17 protein-coding genes and 1 pseudogene are annotated in these 14,890 nt (G+C 56.4%); 7 read left to right on the top strand and 11 right to left on the bottom strand.

What is annotated here, in order from left to right:
• Nucleotides 1-105: 105 nt before the first annotated feature.
• Together ACPOL_RS12990 and ACPOL_RS12995 are read right to left on the bottom strand one after the other, a co-directional pair.
• Nucleotides 106-723, bottom strand: coding sequence for an FMN-dependent NADH-azoreductase (locus ACPOL_RS12990; protein WP_114207438.1), 618 nt, complete (start codon nucleotides 721-723; stop codon nucleotides 106-108).
• Nucleotides 724-836: 113 nt separating this feature from the next.
• Nucleotides 837-1,310: a DoxX family protein gene (locus tag ACPOL_RS12995; protein ID WP_114207439.1), complete on the bottom strand. Its 474-nt coding sequence runs from the start codon at nucleotides 1,308-1,310 to the stop codon at nucleotides 837-839.
• Nucleotides 1,311-1,424: 114 nt separating this feature from the next.
• Here ACPOL_RS12995 and ACPOL_RS13000 point away from each other — a divergent pair, with 114 nt between their 5' ends.
• Nucleotides 1,425-1,802: a winged helix-turn-helix transcriptional regulator gene (locus ACPOL_RS13000; RefSeq protein WP_114207440.1), complete on the top strand. Its 378-nt coding sequence runs from the start codon at nucleotides 1,425-1,427 to the stop codon at nucleotides 1,800-1,802.
• A 225-nt stretch (nucleotides 1,803-2,027) separates the two neighbouring features.
• Here ACPOL_RS13000 and ACPOL_RS13005 read toward each other — a convergent pair whose 3' ends face one another.
• The 6 genes and pseudogenes from ACPOL_RS13005 to ACPOL_RS13030 all read right to left on the bottom strand — a co-directional run bounded on the left by ACPOL_RS13005 (nucleotide 2,028) and on the right by ACPOL_RS13030 (nucleotide 6,937).
• Nucleotides 2,028-3,614 (bottom strand): ParB/RepB/Spo0J family partition protein, encoded by a 1,587-nt coding sequence (locus ACPOL_RS13005; protein WP_114207441.1) that lies wholly within the window; start codon nucleotides 3,612-3,614, stop codon nucleotides 2,028-2,030.
• 83 nt (nucleotides 3,615-3,697) lie between these two features.
• The gene (locus ACPOL_RS13010; RefSeq protein WP_114207442.1) at nucleotides 3,698-4,111 is read right to left on the bottom strand and encodes a DUF6908 domain-containing protein; all 414 of its coding nucleotides are present in this window, start codon (nucleotides 4,109-4,111) and stop codon (nucleotides 3,698-3,700) included.
• Nucleotides 4,111-4,415 (bottom strand): annotated as a pseudogene (locus tag ACPOL_RS13015) (DUF1738 domain-containing protein); the annotation flags it as partial. The pseudogene ACPOL_RS13015 and the gene ACPOL_RS13010, both read right to left, overlap by 1 nt.
• Before the next feature lie 17 nt (nucleotides 4,416-4,432).
• A complete protein-coding gene (locus ACPOL_RS36215) occupies nucleotides 4,433-4,858 on the bottom strand; it encodes a winged helix-turn-helix transcriptional regulator (RefSeq protein ID WP_114207443.1) in 426 nt (141 codons plus the stop codon).
• Nucleotides 4,859-5,034: 176 nt separating this feature from the next.
• Nucleotides 5,035-5,907, bottom strand: a complete 873-nt coding sequence (locus ACPOL_RS13025; RefSeq protein ID WP_114207444.1) for an aldo/keto reductase — start codon at nucleotides 5,905-5,907, stop codon at nucleotides 5,035-5,037.
• A gap of 136 nt (nucleotides 5,908-6,043) precedes the next feature.
• Entirely contained in the window at nucleotides 6,044-6,937 is an 894-nt protein-coding gene (locus ACPOL_RS13030) for an SDR family oxidoreductase (RefSeq protein ID WP_114207445.1), read from the bottom strand.
• A 322-nt stretch (nucleotides 6,938-7,259) separates the two neighbouring features.
• Between ACPOL_RS13030 and ACPOL_RS34090 the strand changes: the two genes are divergently transcribed.
• Nucleotides 7,260-7,502 carry a winged helix-turn-helix transcriptional regulator gene (locus tag ACPOL_RS34090; RefSeq protein WP_414633372.1) on the top strand — a complete coding sequence of 81 codons (243 nt, stop codon included), beginning with the start codon at nucleotides 7,260-7,262 and terminating at the stop codon, nucleotides 7,500-7,502.
• Nucleotides 7,503-7,546: 44 nt separating this feature from the next.
• Here ACPOL_RS34090 and ACPOL_RS13040 read toward each other — a convergent pair whose 3' ends face one another.
• Nucleotides 7,547-8,452, bottom strand: a complete 906-nt coding sequence (locus ACPOL_RS13040; RefSeq protein ID WP_114207446.1) for a LysR family transcriptional regulator — start codon at nucleotides 8,450-8,452, stop codon at nucleotides 7,547-7,549.
• Between the two features lie 110 nt (nucleotides 8,453-8,562).
• Between ACPOL_RS13040 and ACPOL_RS13045 the strand changes: the two genes are divergently transcribed.
• The 4 genes from ACPOL_RS13045 to ACPOL_RS13060 all read left to right on the top strand — a co-directional run bounded on the left by ACPOL_RS13045 (nucleotide 8,563) and on the right by ACPOL_RS13060 (nucleotide 12,579).
• Nucleotides 8,563-9,444, top strand: coding sequence for an alpha/beta fold hydrolase (locus ACPOL_RS13045; RefSeq protein WP_114210812.1), 882 nt, complete (start codon nucleotides 8,563-8,565; stop codon nucleotides 9,442-9,444).
• 114 nt (nucleotides 9,445-9,558) lie between these two features.
• Nucleotides 9,559-10,485, top strand: a complete 927-nt coding sequence (locus ACPOL_RS13050) for a quinone oxidoreductase family protein (protein WP_236657451.1) — start codon at nucleotides 9,559-9,561, stop codon at nucleotides 10,483-10,485.
• A 59-nt stretch (nucleotides 10,486-10,544) separates the two neighbouring features.
• Nucleotides 10,545-11,249 carry an aspartate/glutamate racemase family protein gene (locus tag ACPOL_RS13055; protein ID WP_114207447.1) on the top strand — a complete coding sequence of 235 codons (705 nt, stop codon included), beginning with the start codon at nucleotides 10,545-10,547 and terminating at the stop codon, nucleotides 11,247-11,249.
• 137 nt (nucleotides 11,250-11,386) lie between these two features.
• Nucleotides 11,387-12,579, top strand: a protein-coding gene (locus ACPOL_RS13060) for an IS3 family transposase (RefSeq protein ID WP_236656931.1) whose coding sequence is annotated in 2 segments (ribosomal slippage) — nucleotides 11,387-11,639 and nucleotides 11,639-12,579 — 1,194 coding nt in all. Because the reading frame shifts where the segments join, the coding sequence is not laid out codon by codon here.
• A gap of 297 nt (nucleotides 12,580-12,876) precedes the next feature.
• Here the strand turns inward: ACPOL_RS13060 and ACPOL_RS13065 are convergent.
• A complete protein-coding gene (locus tag ACPOL_RS13065; protein ID WP_114207448.1) occupies nucleotides 12,877-13,332 on the bottom strand; it encodes a GNAT family N-acetyltransferase in 456 nt (151 codons plus the stop codon).
• On the bottom strand, nucleotides 13,329-13,799 hold the full coding sequence (locus tag ACPOL_RS13070) for a rhodanese-like domain-containing protein (protein WP_201759196.1): 471 nt from the start codon (nucleotides 13,797-13,799) through the stop codon (nucleotides 13,329-13,331). The genes ACPOL_RS13065 and ACPOL_RS13070 overlap by 4 nt, the downstream gene beginning before the upstream one ends.
• A gap of 74 nt (nucleotides 13,800-13,873) precedes the next feature.
• Here ACPOL_RS13070 and ftrA point away from each other — a divergent pair, with 74 nt between their 5' ends.
• Nucleotides 13,874-14,863 (top strand): transcriptional regulator FtrA, encoded by a 990-nt coding sequence (gene ftrA, locus ACPOL_RS13075; protein WP_114207449.1) that lies wholly within the window; start codon nucleotides 13,874-13,876, stop codon nucleotides 14,861-14,863.
• Nucleotides 14,864-14,890 lie beyond the last annotated feature (27 nt).

The raw sequence follows: 14,890 nt of genomic DNA on the forward strand, positions 1-14,890 counted from the left end.
CTTGGTTGCAAGCAACGGCTACAGAATGTGGTCAACGACCACATCGGGCTGAAACCGGAGCCTCGTTTCCATCTCGCTCCTCCCGGAACTACTTACTGGTCCGGGTTATGCGTGAGCTGCTGCGACGAGCACAGCTTCAAAGGGAGCAAGAAACTCCTCACGTGATTGCTGACCCATATCAACGACTTTGCTGCCGCCAGCCGCAACAAACGTCACATCATCGATCCCGATGACCTTGAGGATCAGCCGCAAATACATGGTCACGATATCGCGATCGCGGATCGGCGAACCTTCCGCGTATACACCGCCCGAAGCCAGCAGGACAGTACACTTCTTACCCTGCACCAGACCTTCGCCGGTGGCACCGAGAGTGCGGCCTTTGCGGACGATATGGTCAACGTAGGATTTCAAATTTGCCGGAATGTTGTAGTTGTACACCGGCGTGCTGATTGCGATGTAGTCCGCCGCGAGCAGTTCGTCGACGAGTTCATTCGAAACCGTCAGCACTTCTTTCATCTCAAGCGTGTGCGCTTCAATGGGGGTCAGACTCGCGCTAAGCCAGGGCAGGTTCACATAAGGCACATTCATCTTGGCGAGATCACGTTCGACGACCTCTCCTTCGGGATGTGCGGTCTTCCAATCTGCAACGAACCTCGCGGCTAGATTCCGGGAGATGGAGTATTCCCCACGTGGGCTTGCTTGGACGATCAGGAGCTTCAGCATGTTTTCTGTCCTTTCGGCTGTCTTGCTGAGAGCGAAACTAGCTCTCTGTCGCGTTCGTGTTTTACGTGCCGCTGCCTTTTCTGCCGCGGATTAGAGTTCTGCCACGATTGCGTTTACGCGCGCACATTGCCCTGCTCAAACGGCAGAGGTGTCGCAGCCGTCTTATGCCACAAGAGGTAGGCAATTATGAGGACGATGAAAAATGAGAGTGGGAACAAGGCGTAGACGCGGTCACCTGTGATGACGTGCGCTGCCGTCGCACCTAGAAACTCGATGGAGAAGCCCGCGTAGGCCCATTCCTTCATCCGGGGCAGCCTGCCCGTCAGGATCGCAATGCCCCCGAAAATTTTGAATACGCCCAAAATCTTCATCAGGTACACCGGAAAGCCGAGCGCGAGCATGATCTTCACGATGCTTGCCGGACCATTGGTGAAGGCTTCAGCGAAGGCTCCCAGAGTGCCGGGAATGAACATCAGCAGCGTTAAAGTCCAGTAGATGATCTTGTTCCGCCGCAGCGCCTTGGCAGCGGAGTTCCGCGTCAGGGCTTGCGTTGGTTGGTGTATGGCGGTGCTAGCTGTCGTCTGCATTTGCGTTTCCTCTCATGTGCTCGCGGAATTTCTTATGAGCGTTCGCGAGTACGAACAACCTGTTCGTAGGGCTATTATGGAGTGCATGCAAAATCCTCACAAGAAGGCACTTTCTTGAGCGAAACGAACAAATTTGTTCCTACGGAAGCGCTTGGTCCCGCAGACTGCAAAGGACTTGCCGAAGTCCTGATGAGCGTCGGCGACAAGTGGACCATCCTGGTCGTGGGCGCGCTTTCCAAAGGGCAGTTGCGCTACAACGAAATCCAGCGGCGCGTGAGCGGTATCTCCCAACGAATGCTGACGCTGACCCTGAAGCGGTTGGAAGCGGACGGGATCGTAACCCGCACTCTCTTCCCGAGTGTCCCACCGCGCGTGGACTATGAGCTGACGGAATTGGGAATGACGCTCCGGGGTGCGCTCGTTCCACTTCATCGCTGGGCGGCAGGAAATAGGCAGGCCATCCTTCAGAACCGTGCTAAAGCCGGTTCATGACACTTTCTCTAGTCTTTGCAAGTCCAGAGAAACTTGTTTCTTGTCACTAAGCGGCGTAGACGCAGCAAAGGGGGAGGTGCAGGAGGGGGAAAGTCTCCTGCCGCGCAGCCGCGGGCGGCACAAGCGGATGAGAGTGCAGGGAGAAACCAGCAAGGTTTCTCCCTGCGCGATTTTTGTGCGAAAAGACGAGGGACGGTGCAGCACCGCCCCTCGGTCGATGGAAAACTAGGCCGCTTTCTTCGCGGTCTTAGTGGGCGGCGGTGGAGTCTTCTTTGCCTTCTTCTTCGCAGCGAACTCCTGCTTCACCTTGGCGGCGATGGCGTCGGTGTCTACCTTGTACGCGGTGGCGGCATCCTTGAGGACACTAGATGGATTACCACGCGAGGACGCAAGCAAAATGCTTGTTTCCACAAGCAGCCGAGAGAGCGTGCCTTCATCCGCACGACGAACAAGCGCAGTCAGCGTTTTGCCGATGCCTCCATCGTCCCGCTTCTGCCGGATGCCATGCTGCCGCGCAAGCATCTCAACGCGGTTCTCGTCCATCACACTAATCAGCTTCTCCATGACGAAAAGCAGGTCACGCTTGAGCAACCGAACGGGGACGGCGGCGCTCACAGCGGCGAGGACACGAAGGCCAGTCGTATTGGCGATGGCCTGCTCCTTGCGCTGCTTGTCCTGCTCGGCCTTCCACTTTTCATCGTTACGGCTGGTTGACTGCTTCGGATGATGAACGGGGCAGGACGGATTGGCACACACCTTATGGATGGTGCCAACGTCCGAGCCTTCGGTGATGATGGCCTCGGTGGTGAATTTGCACACTTTGAATTCGGGCCGCTTCGCGTCGTCTTTCGACTTCGGCTTATCGTCCCGGATCGCTGTGTACTTGTTTCGCGGCAATACAGAGCTGCCTTCTTTCTGTCCACCGTAGGCCGTGCTGACCTGCACCAGTTCCGGCTTCGCGGCGACGGTCTGCGCGACGTGCGCTAAGACTTTGGCAGCGTAGCAATTGGGGTCGGTGCATCGGTCACCCTGTCTTCCGAGGTCATCGCCAAACAGCAGCTTGTTATGGCCTGTCCGCTTGGGGCAATCGGCACAACTGCCAGCGGTCGGGACAAGCTGCGTGTCGCGCTTGTTGAACGGCGCATCTTTCAGGACTAACAGAATGTTGCTGTCTGTCCAGAATTGCAGGTTGCGGACGGGCAGCAGGATACGGGCGGGCTTCGATGCTCCGTTGTAGACCTCTTTGAAGCAAGCCGAGAGCGCCCCTTCTTGCTGATCGGCGGGCAGCTTCGCCAGCAACAGCGCGTGGCCTACGCCAATCTCATCGGCGTAGAACGCATCGACCGCTGCGGGTACGAGGTCGCTCAGTTTCAACCTCGAAGCCACGAAGACGGGAGATTTGCCCACCTTCGCCGCGATCTGCTCGATGCTGTACTTGGGGTCTTCCAAGTCCAGCAAAGCGCGGCATCCCTGCGCCTCTTCCATCGGGTGAATTTCCGACCTGATAAGGTTCTCCACCAATTGAGCCTCCAACGCCGACGCATCGGAGAGATGAACGATGCGAACGGGCACAGCTGGGGCTTCGGCCATCTGGGCCGCGCGGTAACGCCTTGCTCCAGCGATGATCTCGAAGCTGTTCTCGGTCAGTGGCCGCACAAGTAAAGGGGAGAGAACGCCCTGGGTACGAATAGACTCTGCCAGTTCCTTCAAGGCGGTTTCCTCGAAGGTACGGCGCGGGTTGGTCTTGGACTCAGTCAAGAGAGCGAGAGAGACGTTGCGATATTCGGTGGCATTGACGATCTGCGTTTCCATGATGGTGTGCTCCTTTCGAGCGGTTGAGGATTGAAAGATAGCGGAGCGGAGACACGCTGGCTGTTCCACCCCAAGGGAGCGGACTAGCCACGAATGCACTTGTCCGTGAAAGCCTCTGCGAATCCCTGCAAACGCAGGTTGTTATCCCACGTCTCGGCGAAGCGTTTGTGCTGCTCGTGAAGCTGGACGAGATGCACGTAGTGGTCGCGCACGATGTTGCGGCTCCACTGCTCGACGGCAACGTAATCGTTACGCCAGTACCAAGGATCGAGATGCGCTCCTCCCGCCATGCCTAGCTCGAAGCACATCTCGGGATCGCGCATAAGGTCGCCGTTCTGTTCGCCATAGTGAGCAACGGAGAGGGCGGGAAGTCCCATCGGGCCGGACTCGTCCATCGCTTCGATGACAAGCTCCATGTACGGAACGTTGTCGATCTTGAGGTAGAGGCCGGGGTGCCACCCTCCGGCCATCTTGAGGATTCGAAGGATGGTCTGCATTACGCCACCTTCGCCAGTTCTGCATCGGGCATCGTCTCTTCGGCTGCGGACGATTCCAGTGCGGCAAGGATGACGGCGGAGGTTTGCTGAATGACTTCCAGCGATTCAATCAGCAACGAAGCGTTGCCATGATAGAGAGCCATGTAATCGGCGTTATGTTGAGCTCAACATAATCGGCACTCGCGGTTCCAACCTCAAGCCCTACGGCTTTGCCGACAACAAACGCGATGGCTTCGGCTTCTGTCTCGCGCACAACCTTGCTTGTGGTGGTACGCCGCTCGGCCTTGTGCAACATCTCGTGAGCTTATGTTGTGTTCGCAGTTATGTTGCGCGAAGAGGCGAGCGCCTGGGCCGAAAATTCCTTGTGTAGGTATCGCCCCACGATGTCAGCGCGTTGAGAACGGAGTCAATGCTTTCTCGAACGGACGGGTTGAAATCATATTCGACGTGTAACAGTACGTTGCTAAGGTCTCGCCGAATCACGATTCCATCTGCTTCTAACTTGCGCAGGTGCTGAGTCAATAGCTTCTTGGAGGCGCCGGGAATCTGTCGTCTGAGCTGTCCCAGGCGGACAGGTCCGTTCCGCATCGCAGAGAGCAGATGCAGGCGCCACTTGCCTTGCAAAAGTACCTCAAACCCGACGTGTGCGTATCGGAATTCGTTTGCACCGGTTCCTCCTGCAACATCCGACTTGGGGAGGTCTGGCGAAACGTGAATTGCTCTATGTTGATTTGCCACAGCTTTCATTCGCCGGTCATCCTTGCATGTCCGTCAACGTGGGGAACGATGCCCCACAGCCTGAGCGCGCTTCACCATTCACGCCTTCGAGCGCAACACTTGCTGAACATATTCCAGCATCGTGTGCTTCCTCTCCTGAGGTGGCGGGCACCCCAATCTGACCGCATGGGCAGAATCGTTCACCTTCATCTCAGCCTTACACCGAGTTCATCAAGCTCGAACCTGTCGTCCACTGAAAGTTCTAGTTTGCTGGCTGCAACGTTCTCTTCCAGATGTTCGATAGAGGAAGTCCCCGGGATCACCACTGTCACTTGCGATCTCTTGTACAGCCAAGCTAGCGCAACCTGTCGCGTTGAGGCAGACATTCTGGAGGCGATACGACACAAGGTTTCAGACAATGCGAAACCGTCGATATGTAGCGGGCAAAAGGGGATGAAGCCAATGCGGTTGCGCTCACAGTAGGTCAACACATCGTCGTACTGGCGGTGTGCCAGATTGAAGAAGTTCTGAACTGTCGCGATTTCGACGATGGCTCTCGCTCTCTCAATCTGGTTCACCGAGACCTGTGACAATCCAATGTGCCGCAACTTGCCCTCGTCTCTGAGTGCACGTAATACAAGCATGGTCTCTTCTAAGGGCGTCGAAGGATCAACACGATGGAGTTGGTAAAGATCGATGCAATCAACCCCCAGATTTTGCAGACTACCCTCGATCGCGGCGCGAATATGGGATTCGTTACCTTTAATTGAGATGCTGCCGTCTTTGTTCCGAACCATCCCAGCCTTCGTCCCAATCACAAGCGAAGAGGGATACGGAGCAAGCGCGTCGCGAATCAGACGTTCATTGTCGCCTGGGCCATAGACGTCTGCAGTGTCGATGAATGTCACCCCAAGTTCCACCGCGCGACGAAGTAGGGCTTTCGCGACTTCCGGATCGCGCGGCGGTCCCGCAGCCCTCGGTCCCGCAAGCTGCATCGCGCCGTAGCCCATACGATGGACAGGCATATCACCGCCAATGTGAAAAACATCATTTGAATCAGCCACAGTCACAGCACCCATTTCTGGTCCATGCTTCTCACTCGGTCCTTAGAACTAGTGTTGTGCCTCTCCGCCTGGACTGACGCCCTATTCAAATCCGTTCCCAGGCTTGCGTATGGGGCGGGACCCAGGTCCACGGCAAGAGAGGCGATACGGGTCATTGCAAGAACACTGCCCTGTTAGCGACTAGAAAGTCTTCCAACGATAGCGGTGGCCGCTGGATCAACGATTCAATGGTGTCGTTGAGGGAGTCCGCGAGTCCCAGCCGAGCGTTCGCATCCACCGCCGCCGCAAGGATGGCGAAGGGTTCGGGCACTCCGAAGGCCTTCAATTGTTCTGTCAGAGCTTCGTCCGATAGATCGACCAATTCGATGGGCTTTCCGAGTACTCTCGTTGCCAGCTCCGCTACCTCGGCATTGGTGTACGCGATACTGCCGGTTAATTGGAGCGTTTCACTCCTTTTCAAATCTGACGATAGATTTCGAGCGATGGCAGCGGCCATGTCGTCGCGCGAGGCATAGGCCGTGCGTCCTTCACCGGCAGAGGTGAACCAGAAGCCACTCTTGATGACGGTCGGAAGGGCCAGGACGAGATTCTCGTAGTACGCATTGTTTTGGTAGATCGTGTAGCTGAGACCGCTGGCCTTAATTGCCTCTTCCGTTCCGTAGTGATCGTTGGCGAACGGTATGGGTGAGCCAGGCTCCGGATGAATCATGGAGGTGTAAGCAAGATGCGAAGCCCCCAACGCTTTCGCTGCTCTGATTGCTCTCTCGTGTTGTCGCAGGCGCTTGTTGTCTACCAGGTCGAACAGATCGGTTGCGATGATGAGAATCTTGTCGGCACCGACAAATGCCTTCTCCAGAGAGGGCTCATCATCAAAGTCGACGTGCCTTACCGTAATTCCGCGCTCCGCATAGGCTGTAAGAGCCTCCGGCTTCCGCGTGGTTGCGATGATGCGTGACGGATCGACAGTGTTCCCGTCGATCAAGTGATCAAGTACCCGACGCCCAAGCTGACCGGATGCGCCGGTAATTAGAATGTTGTTGCTCATGAATCCTCTCTCCAAACTCTTGCGAAACCGGATTGTCACAATCTCCCCGTAAGGGAATATCCTGATTAGAGCGGGTAGATTCCGAGCCGTAAAGAAGGCAGTTTCCTGGAAGATAGGCAGGTTAAAGGAACTAACTATGATTGGACAGACGACACAATTCGACTCTCAAGTGGATAACAACATTGACGTTGGTGGGTGCCCGAGCGTCTGCCCTACGTTTGACATCGTCCAAGGAATCAGTGGTAAGTGGACCACATTTCTTCTCATGGCTCTCGCGGAACGCACGCATCGCTTTGGGGAGCTGCGTTGACTCTTTCCAGGTATTTCTCAGCGCATGCTCACGCAAACTTTGAATGACTTGCAACGCGATGGTTACGTCAAACGAGTCGTATTGCCCACCAAACCGCCAAGCGTCGAATACAGCCTGAGCCAACTCGGACAATCACTCTTTCGGCAGTTGCAGTTTGTTTTGAATTGGGCGCGGGCAAACCATGAAGAAGTCGCAGCGGCGCGATTGGCGTTTGATGAGAAGCGTGGCGTTGGCAAAAAAGTCTCGCTTCAGTAGGTTCGGTTTCAGACGGAGTTTTCGAGTTGCAGGAGAGTGTCGTTTCAGAGAGACACTCTGCTTGACGCTACTTTGAATGCCTCCAAAGTGACAGCGATTGCGCGGCGGCGCGTGCTTTCTTGCCTCCACAGAGCATAGACATGACGAACGAGTGCCGGCCTCACCGGAACAATCCGGAGCTGTCTAGGTACGGGGTCTCGGCCAAGGCGCGGGATGACGCAAACACCTAAACCTGCAGCTACGAGAGCGAGCTGGGAGGCGTGTTCGTTTGCCCTGTGACTGAAGGTCGGCTCGTGTCCGCACGATCTGAGAGCTTGAACGAGCCAGTCGTGGCATATGGACCCGTTATGCCAACTAATCCAGGAATCTGAAGCCAAGTCTTTGAGCCGGATCTCGTGTTGTTCAGCAAGTCTATGCCGCACTGGCACGGCGATGTCCGCAACGTCGTCCATGAGCGTCGCCTTTGAAAGCCCGTTGACCGTGGGAAGCGGAGCGTTCTTCCAGTCGGTGGCAATGACAAGGTCGATATCTCCACGGTCAAGGAGCGAAATCGCTGACGCAGGCTCCTGTTCGTGAACAATGACCTCTAACTGCGGGTGGTTCTTTTCGAGATACTGGAGTGCTAAGGGAGCCAGTCCGCGAAGCGCTGTTGCGAATGCAGCGACGGATATCTGACCGACGATGGCATCGCGTCGCGCATCGAATTCTGCTTCGGCGCGCTCTAGCATCGCAAAGAGTTGATCCGCGTGAGAGGCCAGCAGGGCGGCTGAGTCCGTGAGTTTCACGCCGCGACCACTCTTCGTGAGCAACGGTTCGCCGAGTTCAGCTTCCAGTTTGGCGATCTGCTGTGAAACCGCTGAGTTCGTCACATGGAGTGCTGCTGCCGCAGCAACGACCGAGCCGTGCTTGGAAACGGCGTGGAGCACTCGCAACCGCTCGAAACTGATCATGTAGCAATCCTACGAGGTTTGCTGCATTAAGTTTCACTTGTACTACTTCTCGATTCAAGGCACGCTTGGGTATGGTGTCGGATGCAATCAGAGTGAGCGAGGTGAAGTGCATGTCAAATGCTGGCGAAGTGTCACATGGGATGGCCCAGATCAGGGCCAACCCTCGCCTCCACTATGTGAGTGCTGGTGAGGGAGATCGAGTCATTGTGCTGTTGCATGGCTTTCCGCAGACCTGGTGGGAATGGCATCGTGTGATTCCATCCCTTGTGAAGGCGGGATACAGAGTGATCGCCCCCGACTATCGTGGGGCAGGACACTCATCTCGCATGCCTGCTGGCTATGACAAACGCACCCTGGCTGACGATGTTCGCATGCTGCTTCAGGATGAGTTGGAGATTCGACAGAAGGTAGTCATGGTTGGCCATGACATTGGACTGATGGTCGCGTATGCGTATGCGGAGCAATTCCGGGACAGCGTGTCGCACCTGGTCGTCATGGACGCCCCATTGCCGGGAACGAAAGTATTCGACGACATCCGGCTGGATCCCCGGGTGTGGCACTTCGCTTTTCACGGAGCGCGAGACATCGCTGAAATGTTGGTCGTTGGGCGCGAGCGGCAGTATCTTCAGGCTTTCTTCAACGCTCGCATCTATGACCCGTCTGCCCTGAGTCAAGATGATCTTGATCTCTATAAGTCCGCTTACAGCGCACCTGGAGCGATGCGCGCGGGTTTTGAACTCTATCGGGCGTTTGATCAAGACGTGCAGGACAACCGCGAAGCATTGGAACGAAACGGAAAGCTTGGTGTCCCTGTCCTCGCAGTGTACGGAGCAATCAGCAACACCGGTGCTCGCATTGAGGCAATGATGCTGGAGGTCGCGGAGGACGTGACGCCACTTCGCATCCCGGCTTCAGCACACTGGATTGCGGAAGAAAATCCTGCAGCGTTCGTTGAAGGCCTTCTGCAATTCCTGAATCAGCCGCAAGACTGAGATGCAAATAGACGGAGTGTGTGGACCCACATCCACTGTATTGAGCCGTGGCACCACAAGCCGGGAGGGCAGAATGAACGCGATTCAGAGAACGAAGTGGGAGGCCCTAACGTATTGCGTTTGGTTGACCTGCCCGTTCCCGCTCCCGCGTCCGGACAGGTATTGGTGAAGGTCACGGCAGCGGGCGTCAACTTTGTCGACACGTATTATCGGGAAGGCCGGTATAAGGCGGGGCTTCCACTGGTCTTGGGTCAGGAATTTGCCGGGACAGTTGAGCGCACAGGACCTGGAGTCGAAGGGCTCTCCCTGGGTGACAGGGTGGCATCCGCTTCCGGAATCGGTGCCTATGCAGAGTACGCGTTGGCCCCAGCCGCAACGGTCGTTCCAGTTCCGGATGGCTTACCACTCGAAACGGCCGCAGCGGCATTGTTGCAGGGCATGACCGCTCACTATCTGGTGTTCAGTACGTGTACTCTTGGGCCGGGAAAGACAGCTCTGGTCCATGCTGCAGCCGGTGGCACAGGCCAGTTGCTCGTCCAGATGGCGAAGCTCACGGGAGCCGCTGTGATCGCGACGGTATCAACTGAAGAGAAGGCAAGAGTGGCTCGGGATGCTGGCGCTGACCATGTGATCCTGTACGAGCAAGAGGACTTCGAAGTTGCGACGAGGACGTTGACAAAAGGCAAAGGTGTCGATGTGGTCTACGACTCAGTCGGCAGGACAACCTTTGATAGGTCTCTAAGATGTCTTCGTCCACGAGGATTGATGGTGTTGTTTGGCGCGTCCAGCGGTGCTGTTCCTCCGCTTGATTTGCTTCAGCTCTCCGCTCACGGCTCACTCTATGTGACACGGCCCACGCTCAAGGACTACGTCGCTTCGAGGAAAGAGCTGGAGCAACGAGCCGGCGAAGTCTTCGACTGGATCGTTGATGGCAGACTGCGGGTCGTGTCCCCCCGGGTATATCCACTCTCGGAAGCGGCACAAGCCCAGGCTGATCTGGCCGCCCGCGTCACTTCAGGGAAATTGCTCTTGTTCCCATAGACAGATGGAACGCAATTCATACTGTCAGTGTTCTGACAAGAAAGAAGGCATCAGCAACGATGGTAAATAAAACTGTTCCGCCCACATTTGGGCTCGTCGCCGGCCTCGGCGTTGGCGCGGGAATTTTCTACTACAGAAGTTTGGTCAAGGCGCTCCTTGCCGACGGCATCTCGCCACGCATCCTCATGGTTCACGCGGACGTAAAACGAGTCATGGCACACGCCCAGGCTCGAGAGACTCATGCATTGGCCACCTATCTCAGAGACCTTTTGCAGCAGTTGGCTGACGGTGGGGTACAGGTTGCAACCATACCGGCGTTCTCGCCACAAATCTGTGCCCAAGAGCTTGCGAACCTCACGCCACTGCCGCTGATTGACCTCTTGGACGCAATCGTGGCTGAGGTCAATCGACTTAATTGGATGAGGCTGGCCATATTCGGTGCGCGAGTCACAATCGAAACAAGACTTTTCGGCAGACTGGAAGCGATCGAAGTCGTTGATCTGGATCCCGCAGAGCTTGACGCTGTGAGCACAATCTACTCATGCATCGTGGAGAACGAACGAGCATCCGCAGAGGAAGAATCGACGTTGCAGACTCTCGCTCATTCGCTGATTGCTCGCCACCGGTTGGATGGAATACTGCTCGCCGGAACGGATCTATCGTTCGTCTTCACTCCTGAAAGGACGTCTTTCTCTCATATCGACGGCGCGCGAGTTCACATTGACGCTATTCATAAATCCCTGATAGCGTATCCCGTCCCGTAGCGTTCTGACAAGGAAGAAGGCATCGATAACGATGGCAAATAGACTGTTTCCCCCAGATTTGGGCTCGTCTCCGTGACCTGACCCCCTGAATTCGTCCAGTTCGGAATACGATTTGGACGAAGGAAAGGGGAAGTGCGATGAGCAAGAGTCGTCATACGGAGGCGCAGATCATCACCGCGCTGAAGCAGGTTGAGGCGGGGCGCACCGCCGAGGATGTTGCGCGGGAACAAGGTGTGAGTAAGCACACGATCTATGCCTGGAAGGCCAAGTACGGGGGCATGGAGGTGAGCGAGGCGGAAGAGGTCAAGCACCTGCGCGATGAGAACTCGCGGTTGAAGAAGCTGGTCGCCGATCTCAGCCTCGACAAGGACATGCTGCAATCGGTGATAAGAAAAAACTCCCTGGGCTCGTAGAACGAAGGGCAGAAGTGAGGCGCTTGCTGGCAGAGTTCAAGGCCAGCGAGCGCCAGGTCTGCGAGCTGATGGCGGTGCCGAGATCGAGTGGCCGTTATCGAAGCCAGAGAGATGACAGCCCGCTTCAGGAACGGCTGCGGGAACTGGCGCGGGAGCATCCGCGCTTTGGCTACCGGCGTCTGCATTTGTACTTGCATGAGGAGATGGGCGTGAACCACAAGAAGGTGCAGCGCGTGTATCGCGAGCTGGGTCTTACCGTGAAGCGGACACGGCGCAAGCATCTGCGGCGGACGCTTCAGCCACGGCCCGTGCTGACGGTGCCCAACCAGGAGTGGGCTCTGGACTTTGCCAGCGACGTTACGGCGGCGGGCCAGCGCATCCGCGTCTTGGGTGTCCTCGACAGCTTCACCCGGCAGTGTCTGGCGTTGGAGGTCGCTACCAGCTTCCCCAGCCGGCGCGTCACCCGCGTGCTCGAACGGGCGATCGCGGCATACGGAAAGCCGCAATCGATTCGCAGTGACAATGGACCCGAACTAACCTCTCGCCACTACCTGGCGTGGGCCATCGAATGGAAGATCGATCTGCTGCACATCCAGCCGGGCAAGCCGACGCAGAACGGAGCCATGGAGAGCTTCAACGGAAAGCTGCGCGACGAATGCCTCAACACAAGCTGGTTCTGGAACCTGTTCGATGCCAGGAGGAAGATCACGGCTTGGAGGACGGAATATAACTCGCGCCGCCCCCACAGCTCGCTTGGCTACAGAACGCCGGACGAGTTCGCGCGGCAGTGGCAGGCTGCTTCGCTTTCAGAAGCAAAGAGTATGGCTGTGGACCAGCCGTATCAAGGCGACCCTGACGGGCTCCGCTTCGCTCCGGCCCTGACACGGCTGCTCCACAGCCAAGAGATCTCTACCTAAGAAAGAAAAGCAGAAAAATGTGAGTTATGATTTCGTACACCAAACTGGACGAAGAATGGGGGCAGGTCATCCGGCCTCGGCGTTGGCGCGGAAGTTTTCAACTGCAGAAGTTTGGTCAAGGCGCTCCCTGCAGATGCGTTTCGTCTATCGCTGTTAATCACAGGTGTCGTCTGAACTCGGAAGGCGAGAGGCCGAAAGTTCCCGTGAAAGAATGACGGAATCGCGGCCACCGCCGGCGGGAATTACAGTGGTTCGACAGCGTGCGAGAGCGTTAGGGAAGAATTCTGGTTCAGGCTCTTACTCTGCTGAGGGCTTCCGGAAGAGCGCCCACTCTTGCTGTTCGTAGAACCCACAGCTCTCATAGAAGGTGCGTGCGGTATTGCTGCGTACGACGTACACATCCGTACGTCGACCGGGGAAGGCATGTGCGGCCTGTTGAAGAAGTTGGCGCCCAACCCCGCGAGATCTCGCGTGCTCTTCCACCCAGAGGTCTCCTATGTGAAGTGTGGGCCCTCCGGCCCAGCTCGAGAATGTCTCGAAGAAGAGGACGAAGCCAACCAATGCCGTGGTGCCTTCTGCCACGAGGACATGCGCGGCCGGCGAATCGCCAAACACATACCGTTGCAGAGATGACTCTGTAAGGGGCGGCGGTGTTGCCGCTCCTTCATAGCGTGCCAGTCGTTGCAGCATGGAGATGATCTCAGGGCCGTCGTTCAAAACGGCTGGCCGAATGTGAATGGATGCCCCGCTCACTCCGTCACCAGTTCAAAACCTTCATCCACCCAGCCAAGCGCGCCGCCGATCATCTCCTTCACCGAGCGGTTCAATGTTGCAAGCCGCAGTGCCGCCTTGTTCGCACCATTGCAGTGTGGGCCGGCGCAGTAAACCACGAAGACAGTATCAGAGATGAACTCACTGAGACGGGCTTCGGTCAGGTTCAGCGTGGGAATGTTGATGGCGCCTGGGAGATGCCCCTTGGCGAAGCTTTGTGCGTTCCGTACGTCCAGCAGCACAAAGTCGACAGTTCCGCTATGCTGCGCTGCATACACATCGGCGCAATCCGTTTCAAACGTCAGCCTGTTGCGGAAGTGTTCCAGTGCTTTGTCTGAGGCAGCAGGTGCTACGTCGCGAATACGGCTGCTTTCTTTGGGCTTGAAGATCGAAGGCGTGTTCATCGTTGTCATCGGTTCCTTTCCATCGGTATACCTAGCATCGGGCATGGTGTCTCGCTTTCACCAGTGGCAAAATAGACTACAAGCACGAAGATTCTGCCAGATTCAATCGAAGGACAACGATGCCGCTCAACAAGGACACTAAAGTCGCCACCGTTGTATACGACGGTCTCTGCACATTTGAATTCGGTGTTGCCGTGGAAGCGTTTGGTCTGCCGCGACCGGAGCTTGATGGCTGGTACGATTTTTCCGTAATGGCTTGTGAACCGGGACCAATCCGGGCTGTTGGTGGCATCGTTGTCGTACCCCAATACCACACGTTGAAGAAGCTTAAAGCCGCGAACATGATTGTGATTCCCGGCTGGCGCAACTTCAGTGAGAAGCCGCCTCAAGCTCTTCTCAATGCTCTGCGGAAAGCGTCCCAGCGAGGAGTCCGCATCGTTTCGCTATGCTCTGGCGTGTTTGTTCTTGCCGCTGCCGGCCTGTTGGACGGACGCAGCGCAACGACGCACTGGAAGTACGCAGAAAAGCTGCAGCGCGACTATCCTATGATCCACGTGAAACCGCATATCCTCTACATTGAAGACCGCGGTGTGTTCACATCAGCGGGCAGTGCTGCGGCAATCGATCTATGTCTCCACATCAGTCGGCGAGACCACGGCACGAAGATCGGCAATGCCGTGGCGCGACGACTCGTTGTACAGCCACACCGTGAGGGCGGACAGAAACAGTTCATCGACAGTCCCATGGGCGACGAAGACAGTCCGTGGTTTGCGGAACTTCTGGTCTGGGTACACAAACGAATCAAACGCAACATTGCTGTGAACGAGATGGCTGCAAAACTTAATATGAGTCCCCGAACATTCGCACGAAAGTTCGAATCTGCAGTTGGTGAAAGCCCCGGCCGCTGGATTCTATCTGTACGCATCCGTAGGGCGAAAGACCTACTGGAAACAACACAACTTTCTCTGGAGGAGGTCGCGCATCGCTGTGGGTTCAGTGATGCCGCTTTGATGCGACACCATTTTGTCCGTCGTGTGGGAACAACACCCAGCACCTATCGGCGAGACTTCAATACAAAGTTGAAGGCACCTGGGCTCCATAAGGAATAGAGTCACTTAACTGAAGCACATCCCACA

This window comes from Acidisarcina polymorpha (assembly GCF_003330725.1).
In the GTDB taxonomy this organism is placed as follows: domain Bacteria; phylum Acidobacteriota; class Terriglobia; order Terriglobales; family Acidobacteriaceae; genus Acidisarcina; species Acidisarcina polymorpha.